Source organism: Citrobacter sp. RHBSTW-01013, assembly GCF_013781985.1.
Taxonomy (GTDB): domain Bacteria; phylum Pseudomonadota; class Gammaproteobacteria; order Enterobacterales; family Enterobacteriaceae; genus Citrobacter; species Citrobacter braakii.
Genome location: NZ_CP056185.1, coordinates 4,527,326 through 4,540,315, shown reverse-complemented (window position 1 = coordinate 4,540,315; position 12,990 = coordinate 4,527,326). Strand labels below are relative to the sequence as shown.

Here is a 12,990-nt window from a genome sequence, read left to right as displayed (position 1 = left end):
CTGACTGATGAGGAAACTGACGTGCGATTCCCCAACCAACGTTTAGCGCAGCTGTTTGGCATGCTGCAAAACGAAGCGCTTCCACAGGACGAGCTGGCGCAGCGGTTGTCGGTTTCCACACGCACCGTACGGGCGGATATCACTGCGCTAAACGCGCTGCTCACCCAGTACGGCGCGCAGTTTGTCCTCAGCCGGGGTAACGGTTATCAACTCAAAATTGACGACCCGGCACGTTATCATGCCCTGCAAACGCAGCGACCAGACGCGTTGCTGCGCATCCCTCGCACCAGCCAGGAGCGGGTGCACTGGCTGGTGGTTCGTTTTCTGACGTCGGCCTTTTCGCTGAAGCTGGAGGATTTGGCTGATGAATGGTTTATCAGCCGCGCGACGCTGCAAAACGATATGGCTGAGGTGCGCGAGCATCTGCAACGTTATCATCTGACGTTGGAAACGCGCCCCCGTCACGGTATGAAACTGTTTGGCAGCGAGATGGCGATCCGCGCCTGTTTGACCGATCTGCTATGGACGCTGGCACAGCAGGATCCACAGCACCCGCTAGTGACGCAAGAGGCACTAAATGCCGGGATCCCTGAACAGCTACAACCTGTTTTGCAGGATATTTTTGCCCGTTTTCACATTCGCCTGACCGATGAGGGTGAGCTGTTTTTGCGGTTGTACTGCGCGGTGGCGGTACGGCGGATTAGCGAAGGGTATCCCCTCCCGGAGTTTGCCGCAGAAGAAGCCGAGCAATCGGTGTGCCTGGCCACGCGGGAAATCGCAGCGGTATTGCACCGACTGGCGGATAAACCGCTTACCGTTTCCGAAGAGAACTGGCTGCAGGTGCATATCGCCGCCCGCCAGGTACAAGAGATCGCCCCCAGCGCCATCAATGCGGATGATGACGAAGCGCTGGTCAATTACATCCTGCGTTTTATCAACAGCCAGTACAACTACAACCTGTTGAATGACAAACAGTTACATGCTGATCTGCTGACGCATATTAAGACGATGATCACCCGGGTGCGTTACCAGATAATGATCCCCAATCCGCTACTGGAAAATATTAAACAGCACTACCCGATGGCGTGGGACATGACGCTGGCCGCCGTCTCGGGATGGGGAAAATATACGCCGTACACCATCAGTGAAAATGAGATTGGCTTCCTTGTGCTGCATATTGGCGTCGGGCTGGAGCGTAGTTACAACATCGGTTACCAGAGGCAGCCGAAAGTTCTGCTGGTATGCGATGCTGGAAATGCGATGGTGCGGATGATTGAGGCGGTGCTGGCGCGTAAGTATCCGCAGATAGAAATCGTCGATACCGTGACGCTACGCGACTACGAACAGCGGGAAAGCATCAGCGAAGATTTCGTCATCTCTACCGCGCGGATTGGTGAAAAAGATAAGCCTGTGGTGATGATTGCACCGTTCCCTACCGATTATCAACTGGAGCAAATGGGCAAACTGGTGCTGGTCGACAGAACCCGTCCGTGGATGTTGAACAAATTCTTCGATGCCGCCCATTTTCGTGTGATCGACGAGCCTATGGATCAACAAACGTTGTTCAACGTTTTATGTCGCCAGTTGCAGGATGAAGGCTTTGTCGATGCGGAGTTTCTTGATTCGGTGGTTGAACGTGAGGCCATCGTCAGCACCATGCTGGGTGACAGCATTGCCCTGCCGCACGCCCTCGGTCTGCTGGCAAAGAAAACGGTGGTCTACACCATCCTCGCCCCGCAGGGTATCGCCTGGGGGGATGAAACGGCGCATGTGATCTTCCTGCTCGCCATCAGCAAAAGCGAATACGAAGAAGCGATGGCGATCTACGATATTTTCGTCACCTTCCTGCGCGAGCGCGCGATGACGCGACTCTGCGCATGCCGGAATTTCAGCGAGTTCAAAACAGTTGCAATGGAGTGTGTGAGCCGTTTTTGAGGGGTGGAAAACAGAACCTCTACTGCTGGAAATTAACGCAAATGATGTACAACCTGATTACTGCTGCCGCGCCAGATTAGCGCCGGGTCTTTAAGATCCTGCACGTATTTGCCATCGACCAGCACGTTGATGAGATCGACAACCTGCATTTGCGCGGCATCGAGTTCATCGAGCTTGTAGCCGGTCCACACCCAGATGTCTTTTCCCGGACACTCAGCGCGAATGCGCTGCACCAGTTGCAGAATATCCGGCACGTTTTGTGGATGCAGCGGATCGCCGCCGGAGAGCGAGATCCCCTGACGGTGAATACGCGTGTCGTTCAGATCGGCAATGATCTTGTCTTCCATCTCTTTGCTAAACGGCTGGCCAGAGTTCAACCGCCAGGTGCTTTTGTTATAGCAACCGGGGCATTCATGCACGCATCCTGAAACAAACAGGGTACAGCGAGTGCCGGGACCGTTAACGATGTCGACAGGGTAATACTGATGGTAATTCATTTTCGCTTCTCATCCGTTTATCAATTCGCGCCATAGCTGCGTTCGTGCGCCCGAGTCACTTACTTATGTAAGCTCCCCGGGACTTACTCATTTGCTGCCTTGCTATGACGTGAATTGCGTTGCGGAAATAATGGCCCGAAAAGCGTCGCATCGCCGGGCAATAAAATCGTCTAAATTAACCGATCTGCCCGTTCCCTAAATGCTTAACGCGGCGCTTCACTTCTTCCTGCTTACCGGCGTTAAACGGACGTGCGTCCGGGCTGCCTAAGTAACCGCAGACGCGGCGGGTGACCGATACGCGCGCGGCGTCGTGGTTACCACATTTCGGGCAGGTAAAGCCTTTGCTGGTGCACTCAAACTCACCAGTAAAGCCGCACTCGTAGCATTCATCGATTGGCGTGTTGGTCCCGTAATAGGGCACGTGCTGATAGCTGTAATCCCAGACGTCTTCCAGCGCTTTCAGGTTGTGCTGAATATTCGGGTATTCGCCGTAGCAAATGAAGCCCCCGCTTGCCAGCGGCGGGTACGGCGCTTCGAAATCGATCTTGTCGTACGGGTTAACCTTCTTCTCCACATCGAGATGGAAGCTGTTGGTGTAGTAGCCTTTGTCGGTCACGCCCGGGACCACGCCAAATTCGGCGGTATCCAGACGGCAGAAACGGTCGCACAGGTTTTCACTTGGCGTGCTGTACAGGCTAAAGCCGTAGCCAGTTTCGTCTTTCCACTGATCGACCGCCTGACGCAGGCGTTCCACAATGGCGATACCTTTGGCGCGCAGCTGCTCGCTGTCATACACATGCTTGTCGCCAAACAGCGCATTGATGGTTTCGTGAATACCGATGTAGCCCAGAGAGATGGATGCACGACCATTTTTAAAGATTTCTGACACATCATCGTCCGCTTTCAGACGCACGCCGCAGGCCCCTTCCATATACAGAATTGGCGCCACGCGGGCCTTCACGCCTTCCAGGCGCGCAATGCGGGTCATCAGCGCTTTACGCGCCAGCACCAGACGATCGTCGAGAAGCTTCCAGAAGGTGGCTTCATCGCCATGCGCTTCCAGCGCGATACGCGGCAGGTTGAGGCTGATAACGCCGAGGTTGTTACGCCCGTCGTGAATCTGTTCGCCGTTCTCGTTTTCCCACACGCCGAGGAAGCTGCGACAGCCCATTGGCGTTTTGAACGAGCCGGTCACTTTGACCACCTGATCGTAGTTCAGGATGTCCGGATACATACGCTTGCTCGCGCACTCTAGTGCCAGCTGCTTGATGTCGTAGTTCGGATCGCCAAACTTGTGGTTCAGACCGTCACGAATCGCGAACACCAGTTTCGGGAACACTGCGGTTTTACGGTTTTTACCCAAGCCGGCAATACGGTTACGCAGAATGGACTGCTGGATCAAACGCGATTCCCAGCTGGTTCCCAAGCCAAAACCAAAGGTCACGAACGGCGTCTGACCGTTGGCGGTATGCAGGGTGTTCACTTCATACTCGAGAGACTGGAATGCGTCGTAGCACTCTTTCTCGGTACGGGAATGGGCATAACCGTCGGCGTCCGGGATCTGCCACTCTTCAGCGGTTTTACGATGTTTATTAAAGCTCTCGGTAACGAACGGCGCGAGAACTTCATCAATACGGTTAATGGTGGTGCCGCCATAAATATGGCTGGCGACCTGCGCGATAATTTGCGCGGTGACGGCGGTCGCGGTAGAGATGGATTTTGGCGGTTCAATCTCCGCGTTACCCATCTTAAAGCCCTGCGTCAGCATGCCTTTCAGGTCGATCAGCATGCAGTTAAACATTGGGAAGAACGGAGAGTAGTCGAGATCGTGATAGTGAATATCACCACGCTCGTGCGCCTGGACGACATCACGCGGCAGTAGGTGCTGACGCGCATAGTGTTTGGCAACGATACCGGCCAGCAGGTCGCGCTGGGTCGGGATCACTTTGCTGTCTTTGTTGGCATTTTCATTCAGCAGAGCAGAGTTGGTTTGCTCAACCAGACCACGAATTTCCTGGTTCAGACGGCCACGTTTTTCACGCTGGATATCACGGTCGTGGCGATATTCGATGTACGCACGGGCGAGTTGTTTGTACGGGCCAGACATTAGCTGGTTTTCTACCGCTGTCTGGATCTCGTTGATATCGACCTTGCTGCGCTCATTCATCTGGCTACTAACGACTTCTGCGACGGTGGCACAGTAATCTGCGTCATCGACTCCCGCTGCTTTAGCTGCACGCAGAATGGCTTCTTTGATGCGCTCTGATTTAAACGGCACTTTACAGCCATCTCGTTTCATCACATGCGGTGTCATGATCACTCCATATTTATAAGAACAGGTTATCCACAGAGGTTGGGGAAGCCATCAGGGCTTTATTCATCTCTATTGCCAATGACTTCCCGCAATCCTGACCCACTTTATCCACAATTCCACCGTGAAGCGGTGCACTGTAGTTGTAGCAATTGTAGTCGATTAATACAACATATTGGGTCGGCGTGCATTTTAAGTTCTATATGTAGTGATTTGCATCAAGGATGTTTACGATTTATTTGATGTAGCGCAAAGTAAAAATCGGAGCGTACAGATGACGGGCACTACAGCCGATTGTAAATTGTGGGCAGAAAATTCTGATTAATTATTCAACAAAAACAGAAAGGTAAGCTGAGCGTAGGCATCAAAGCCCGGCAGCGTTATGCGTACCGGGCCTGAACATAATTGCAAGCTATTTTTGCAACCACCAGACGGCTTCAAAAGGACGCAGCGTCATGTCTGCGGGTTGGCTGGCGACCTCGGCATAGTTGTGCATCAGCACCTGCCAGTTGCCGTCGGTCTGGGTCGGCTGCCAGCTCTGGAAGGTATCGCTCAGATTAGCAATGACCAGCAGCCGCTGTCCTTGCCATTCACGTTGATAGCACCACAGATGCGGGCTGTCCGGTAGCAGATCCTGATAGTCGCCCCAGGTGATAACCGGCTCTGCTTTACGCAATGCGATCAGCTTCTGATAGGTATAGAACACCGAGTCGGTATCGCGCAGCGCTGCCGCCACGTTGATATCCGCTGCGTTGTCGCACAGATTGATCCACGGTTCACCCTGGGTGAAGCCCGCGTGTTTGCTGGCATCCCACTGCATCGGCGTGCGGCTGTTATCGCGCGATTTACTGGCGAGGATCGCCAGCAGCTCTTGCGCATCGCGCCCCTGGCCGTTCAGGGCGGCAAACATGTTATGGCTTTCCACATCGCGATAATCGGTAATCTGGCGGAAGTGCGGATTGGTCATGCCGATCTCTTCACCCTGGTAGATGTAGGGCGTGCCCTGCATACCGTGCAGCACCATCGCCAGCATTTTTGCGGCCGGAACGCGGTATTTACCTTCATCGCCAAAACGCGACACGATGCGTGGCTGGTCGTGGTTACACCAGAACAGCGCGTTCCAGGACTGATTGTGCATGCCTTGCTGCCAGTGGCGGAACAGGGTTTTGAGCGCCACATAGTCGGGTTTGGCTAACGTCCACTTCTCACCGTTGGGGTAATCCACTTTCAGGTGGTGGAAGTTGAAGGTCATCGACAGTTCGCTGCCATCGAGTGCGGCGTACTGCTGGCAGTTTTCCAGCGTGGTGGAAGACATTTCGCCGACCGTCATCAGGCCGCGGGGCGTGAAGACGTCGCGATTCATTTCACGTAAAAATGCATGCGCGCGCGGGCCGTCGGTATAAAAACGCCGCCCATCGCCGTCGGGATCGCTCGGGAAGTCCTGATTTTTAGAGATAAGATTCACCACGTCGAGACGCAGCCCGTCCACGCCGCGATCGGCCCAGAACTCGCACACTTTTTTTAGCTCGGCGCGGACCGCCGGGTTCTCCCAGTTCAGGTCTGCCTGCTCCGGAGCAAAGAGGTGCAGATAGTACTGCTCGCTTTCGGCGTGCCAGCCCCAGGCGCTGCCGCCAAATTTGGAGCGCCAGTTATTCGGGAGACTGTCTGGCGTGCCGTCGCGCCAGAGGTAAAACTGACGATACGGGCTGTCTTTATCCAGCGCCTCGCGAAACCAGGGGTGCTGGGTTGAAGTGTGGTTAAACACCATATCGAGAATAATACGGATGCCGCGCGCTTTCGCCTGCGCCACCAGTTCGTCAAAGTCTGCAAGCGTTCCGTAGGCCGGATCGACAGACATGTAATCCGCGACGTCGTAGCCGTTATCAACCTGCGGCGAAATATAGAACGGCGTTAGCCAGATGGCATCAACCCCCAGCGTTTGCAGATAGCCGAGGCGCTGCGTCACGCCGCGTAAATCGCCGGTGCCGCTACCGGTGGTGTCCTGAAAACTCTTGGGGTAAACCTGATAGATGACGCCGTTTTGCCACCAGTGGGGAATATTCATGGTTGTTTCCTGGAAATACGATGGGGCGCAACTGCGCCCCGAAGAAAAGTTAGACAATTTGTAGTGTGCCCATACGGTGTTTACGCTGATAAACGAATGAGGTCAGTACCATGGGGATAACAATCGCAATGACCATTGCCATGCCAAATACCTGCCAGTAAGTCGGCTGGATGGAGAGGATGCCTGGCAAACCGCCGACGCCAATTCCGTTCGCCAGCACACCGTTCAGGCCGCACAGCAGTCCGGCGAGACCGGAACCGATCATCGCGCACAGCATCGGGAAGCGGTATTTCAGGTTGATCCCGTACATGGCCGGTTCAGTGACCCCGAGATAGGCGGAGATCGCGGCAGGAACGGAGATTTCACGTTCATTGTGTTTGCGACTGGAGATGATGATCCCGACTACCGCAGAGGCCTGAGCGATATTCGACAGTGCGATCAGCGGCCATACCGGCGTACCGCCCATGCTCTGAATCATCTGCATGTCGATAGCCAGCGTGGTCTGATGCACGCCGGTTATCACCAGCGGGGCATACAGGAAGCCGAACAGCGCCGCGCCAATCGGGGCAAAGCTGCCGGTCAGCAGGTGACGGACCGCAAACGCGACACCGTCGCCGATCATGCGGCCAAACGGACCAATAAAGGCGTGCGCGAGGAATACCGCGAGGATCAACGAGCACACCGGGACGATCACCAGATACAGATAATCCGGGACGATGCGTTTCATGCGTGTTTCAATAAACCCGAGCGCCAGACCGGCCAGCAGTGCCGGAATAACCTGTGCCTGATAGCCCACTTTCTCAATGCTGAACAGGCCGAAGTTCCACACTTCCGGTACCTGTTGACCGAGTAGATAGGCGTTCATTAGCTGCGGTGAAACCAGGGTCACGCCCAGCACAATACCGAGGATCGGCGTACCGCCCATTTTCTTCACTGCTGACCAGCAGATCCCGACCGGCAGATAGAAGAAGATCGCTTCGCCAATTAGCCACAGGAAGTCGTAAAGGGTTTTCAGCGAAGGGTGCATCTGCGCCAGCGTCTGCCCGTTGCTCATGGGCAGATCGCCAATCACATTACGGAAACCCAAGATCAAGCCGCCGCTAATCAGCGCTGGCAGCAGCGGGAAGAAGATCTCCGCAAAATGAGAAATCAGCTGTTCGTGCCATTTCATATTCTGCCGCGCGGCTTTTTTCGCCTGCTCTTTGTCGGCGCTGGCCTGGCCGGTTGTCGCCAGCAGCGCTTTGTAGTAATCGCCCACTTCGGTACCAATCACCACCTGAAACTGCCCGGCGTTGGTGAAGCAGCCTTTGACCATCGGCAATTGTTCGATCTCTTTTGGCCTGGCATTCGCAGGCTGATTCAGCACAAAACGCAGGCGAGTAATGCAGTGACTTACCGTGGCGATATTGTCGCGCCCGCCTACCAGCTCAATCAGCCGGTCGATGTCTGCTTGTTTAATTTTGCTCATTATTAAGCCCTATTGTTGACCTGCCGCCAGAGTATATCGTCGATGATTTTTTAAAAATGGGAACGTTCCCGAAACGTAGCGAAGATCACAAATTAACGCTCAGAAAGCGATCAGGAGAGGGTGGAAGGAATAACGATTTGTCGTAGTTCGCTACGGCCGTTGATCTGCTCGATCAGCTGCGAGGCCGCTTGTCGTCCGGCTTCGGCATATCCTGGATCGACGGTGATAATTTCCGGATGGAGGAATTTCATCAGCGGCGTACTGCCCACGCTCGCCAGCTGTAGATTCTCAATTCGCTGCTCTTGCAGATATTTGCTGACACCAAGGGCGAGGGTATCCGTCGCGCAGACTAAGGCAGTGGTTTCCGGGGTGATGACGTTGGCGGCCTGCTCATAACCCTGCTTCATGGCAAGACCCGGTAGCGCGGCTACAGGATGCAGTTTGTGTTTCTTACAGAACGCCAGGTAGGCTTCATGGCGGCGCTTACCGGTGGTCACGTCGCTATGGGGAACGCCAAGAAAGCTGATATGGCGATGCTCGCGATCGTATAAACGCTGCATCAGGGTGCGAATGGCGCCTTCATCGTCATAGCAGACGGAGGCAAAGCCTTTGGCATCTCTTGCCAGCAGCACCAGCGAATCCTGCCAGGAGGCGAGCATGGATTCACTTATGCCGGTAAAACCAAACAGCACCACGCCGTCAATATTGCGGCGTCTGAGCATGCCGAGATGCTCTTCAACCAGTTCGGGCGAGAACTGGCTTTCCATCATGATCGGGTCGTAACCCTGCTCATAAAAGGCGGGCAGCATGGTTTGCACGGCGAGATTTTCCGAAAGCGAGTCCAGACGCGTGACGATGATCGCCACCACCTTGTCACTTTGTCCGCGCATGGCGCGTGCGGAGCGGGAAGGGGAAAAACCGTGCTGATTCATCACCGCTTCAACGCGTTCGCGGGTGCGTTCGCTCACGCCGCTTTCATTGTTAAGCACACGGGAAACGGTTGATTTTCCCACACCGCTTAAGCGGGCGATGTCTTTAATTGTCAGCCGGTTTTGCATCCTGTTTTCCCGTGTTGCGTGTGAAGTTATGCCAAATAGAGAATAACTTTACTCAAGCGCAGCGCAATGGGCAAAGTCTGGTATACGTTTGGTTTAGTTTCCATGGTTTATCATACTGCCATAATTGCCACAAACCTTATGGTTTTCTGCGTATAATCCGCAGCGTAAATCATTCACTTACCGGAGGCTATATGGATCCCGATCCCACCCCTCTCCCGAGATGGAGAAACACCCCTTTCCGGTAAGCCTGTCTTTCACTGTCTTACCGGAGCAGTAAGACAGTGACGTTCTGACGTCCCTGTTGTGATTTTAATATTGCCATCAGGTAAGGCTTTGCCACGCCTGAAGGATTTACTGCGCCTGTTGAGACTGGCGCAGAGGGACTGCCTATGTTCAAAAATATTACTCGCCAGCTATTTGCCCGGCTAAACCGCCATTTACCACATCGTCTGGTGCATCGCGATCCGTTGCCTAATGCCCAGACCGTTGCCAGCACGCCGATCCCACCATCGCTGAGCGAACATTGTCTGAAAATGGCGCTGATGGACGAAGCCGCGCTGTGGAAAACGTTTGGCGCGCACCCGGAAGGATTAAACGCCGCAGAAGTGGAAAACGCTCGCGAATTACATGGTGAGAACCAACTGCCGGCGCAGAAGCCGTCGCCGTGGTGGGTGCATCTGTGGGTCTGCTACCGCAACCCGTTTAATATTTTGTTGACCATCCTCGGTGCGATTTCCTATGCCACCGAAGATCTGTTTGCCGCTGGCGTCATTGCTCTGATGGTCGTCATCTCTACGTTACTGAATTTTGTGCAGGAGGCGCGTTCCACCAAAGCGGCAGATGCGCTGAAAGCGATGGTCAGTAACACCGCTACGGTGCTGCGCGTTATCAACGAGAAAGGAGAGAACGGCTGGGTTGAACTGCCGATCGACCAGTTAGTTCCCGGCGATATCATTAAGCTGGCGGCAGGGGATATGATCCCGGCCGATCTGCGTGTGGTGCAGGCTCGTGACCTGTTCGTGGCCCAGGCTTCGCTGACCGGTGAATCGCTGCCGGTGGAGAAAGTCGCAACCAGCCGCGACCCGCAGCAAAGCAACCCGCTCGAATGCGATACCCTGTGCTTTATGGGCACCAACGTGGTGAGCGGCACGGCGCAGGCCATCGTGATTGAGACCGGAGCCAATACCTGGTTCGGGCAACTGGCGGGCCGCGTCAGCGAGCAGGAAAGCGAGCAGAATGCTTTCCAGAAAGGGATCAGCCGCGTCAGCATGCTGCTGATCCGTTTTATGCTGGTGATGGCGCCGATTGTGCTCATCATCAACGGCTATACCAAAGGCGACTGGTGGGAAGCGGCGCTGTTTGCCCTGTCTGTCGCGGTGGGGCTGACCCCGGAAATGTTGCCGATGATCGTCACCTCGACGCTGGCGCGCGGGGCGGTGAAGCTGTCAAAACAAAAGGTCATCGTCAAACACCTCGACGCCATTCAGAACTTTGGCGCGATGGATATCCTGTGTACCGATAAAACGGGCACCCTGACACAAGACAAAATTGTACTTGAGAATCATACAGATATATCTGGTAAACCCAGTGAGCACGTCCTGCATTCTGCGTGGTTGAACAGTCATTACCAGACCGGGCTGAAGACTCTGCTGGATACGGCAGTGCTGGAAGGCGTGGACGAAGAATCAGCCCGCCAGCTCTCTACCCGCTGGCAGAAAATTGATGAGATCCCGTTTGACTTCGAACGCCGCCGCATGTCGGTGGTGGTCGCTGAAGAAACCGATGTGCATCAGCTGGTGTGCAAAGGCGCGCTGCAGGAGATCCTCAGCGTCTGCACCCAGGTGCGCTACAGCGGTGAGGTTGTCCCGTTAGATGACAACATGCTGCGTCGGGTGAAGCGCGTCACGGATACGCTGAACCGCCAGGGGCTGCGCGTGGTGGCGGTGGCGACGAAGTACCTGCCAGCGCGTGAGGGCGATTACCAGCGTATTGATGAATCAGATCTGATCCTCGAAGGCTATATTGCGTTCCTCGATCCGCCGAAAGAGACCACCGCGCCAGCGCTCAAAGCGCTGAAAGCCAGCGGTATTACGGTGAAAATCCTGACTGGCGATAGCGAGCTGGTGGCGGCGAAAGTGTGTCATGAAGTGGGGCTGGATGCGGGCGATGTGGTTATCGGCAGCAGCATTGAAGGGTTAAGCGACGATGAGCTGGCAACGCTGGCCCAGCGCACCACGCTGTTTGCTCGTCTGACACCGATGCACAAAGAGCGCATTGTCACGCTGCTCAAGCGCGAAGGTCATGTGGTTGGCTTTATGGGGGATGGTATTAACGATGCCCCGGCGCTGCGCGCGGCGGACATTGGTATCTCCGTTGACGGCGCGGTTGATATTGCGCGTGAAGCGGCTGATATCATCCTGCTGGAAAAGAGTCTGATGGTGCTGGAAGAAGGGGTGATCGAAGGACGCCGTACTTTTTCTAACATGCTGAAGTATATCAAAATGACGGCCAGTTCTAACTTCGGTAATGTGTTTAGCGTGCTGGTGGCGAGCGCCTTCTTACCGTTCCTGCCGATGTTGCCGCTGCACTTACTGATTCAGAACCTGCTGTACGATGTATCCCAGGTGGCGATTCCATTTGATAACGTCGACGAAGAGCAGATCAAAAAGCCGCAGCGCTGGAATCCCAGCGAGTTGGGGCGCTTTATGATCTTCTTTGGACCGATCAGCTCGATCTTCGACATTCTGACATTTTGCCTGATGTGGTTCGTCTTCCATGCGAATACGCCAGAACATCAGACGTTGTTCCAGTCTGGCTGGTTCGTGGTAGGCCTGCTGTCGCAAACGCTGATTGTGCATATGATCCGTACCCGCCGCGTGCCGTTCATCCAAAGCCGCGCCGCATGGCCGCTGATGCTGATGACGCTGGTGGTCATGGTGGTAGGCATTGCATTACCGTTCTCGCCGCTGGCCAACTATCTGCAATTGCAGGCGCTGCCGCTGAGCTACTTCCCGTGGCTGATTGCGATTCTGGCGGGCTACATGACGTTAACCCAGCTCGTGAAAGGTTTTTATAGCCGCCGCTACGGCTGGCAGTAAGCACAAGATATCGGCTGCGTTGGCCCCTTAAAAAGCCAACGCAGCTGTAACCTGGCGCAGGAGGAGTATCGGAATCGCCCGATGATTCGTGCCGCAGAAAATTCATGCGTATTATTATTTCTGTTAAAAGATAATTAATTCGATAAATGTGAATGATAAGTGAATAAATTCACGTAGAATATTGTTTTTTAATATTCATATATTAAAAATTATAATTTATAAGATATGCCTTAGCACTCCCCCTCCATTCATTCCGTAAAATATCGAGAATTAAAAAATTTACATAAAAATCTATGATTGCAACATGTTGTATTTTATGTTTTTTTTAATGATTCCTTTATTCTTATTTTTATCAATTCCAATAAAAACAATGCGTTGAGATATATATTCATGGCGATGATTCGTTGTTATGAAATATGTCTTTGGATATACTCGCTTCTATATAAATTTATTTATATGGTGCCGCTGTTGCACAGGTTCGGAGAATCTGCGGCGGCATGTTTCGTCGCTATGTCGTTTTATCTATATCATTTCGCTCACATCAGAGAGAGTAACATT

Annotated in this window: 7 protein-coding genes; 2 read left to right on the top strand and 5 right to left on the bottom strand. The window is 53.9% G+C overall.

Annotated elements, in window-relative coordinates; genetic code table 11:
• The first annotated feature begins 21 nt into the window (after window positions 1–21).
• A complete protein-coding gene (locus HV350_RS21720) occupies window positions 22–1,935 on the top strand; it encodes a PRD domain-containing protein (RefSeq protein WP_181629302.1) in 1,914 nt (637 codons plus the stop codon).
• A 32-nt stretch (window positions 1,936–1,967) separates the two neighbouring features.
• Here the strand turns inward: HV350_RS21720 and nrdG are convergent, their stop codons facing one another.
• From nrdG to treR, 5 genes are all read right to left on the bottom strand, one after another.
• A complete protein-coding gene (nrdG, locus tag HV350_RS21715; RefSeq protein WP_016151476.1) occupies window positions 1,968–2,432 on the bottom strand; it encodes an anaerobic ribonucleoside-triphosphate reductase-activating protein in 465 nt (154 codons plus the stop codon).
• 175 nt (window positions 2,433–2,607) lie between these two features.
• On the bottom strand, window positions 2,608–4,746 hold the full coding sequence (gene nrdD / locus HV350_RS21710) for an anaerobic ribonucleoside-triphosphate reductase (protein WP_016151477.1): 2,139 nt from the start codon (window positions 4,744–4,746) through the stop codon (window positions 2,608–2,610).
• A 409-nt stretch (window positions 4,747–5,155) separates the two neighbouring features.
• Window positions 5,156–6,808 carry an alpha,alpha-phosphotrehalase gene (treC, locus tag HV350_RS21705; RefSeq protein WP_181629301.1) on the bottom strand — a complete coding sequence of 551 codons (1,653 nt, stop codon included), beginning with the start codon at window positions 6,806–6,808 and terminating at the stop codon, window positions 5,156–5,158.
• A gap of 49 nt (window positions 6,809–6,857) precedes the next feature.
• Complete coding sequence (gene treB / locus HV350_RS21700) at window positions 6,858–8,276, bottom strand: PTS trehalose transporter subunit IIBC (RefSeq protein ID WP_016155564.1); 1,419 nt, start codon at window positions 8,274–8,276, stop codon at window positions 6,858–6,860.
• Between the two features lie 110 nt (window positions 8,277–8,386).
• Window positions 8,387–9,334 (bottom strand): trehalose operon repressor TreR, encoded by a 948-nt coding sequence (gene treR / locus HV350_RS21695; protein ID WP_016155565.1) that lies wholly within the window; start codon window positions 9,332–9,334, stop codon window positions 8,387–8,389.
• 389 nt (window positions 9,335–9,723) lie between these two features.
• Between treR and mgtA the strand changes: the two genes are divergently transcribed.
• A complete protein-coding gene (gene mgtA, locus HV350_RS21690; RefSeq protein WP_181629299.1) occupies window positions 9,724–12,432 on the top strand; it encodes a magnesium-translocating P-type ATPase in 2,709 nt (902 codons plus the stop codon).
• Window positions 12,433–12,990: the final 558 nt, after the last annotated feature.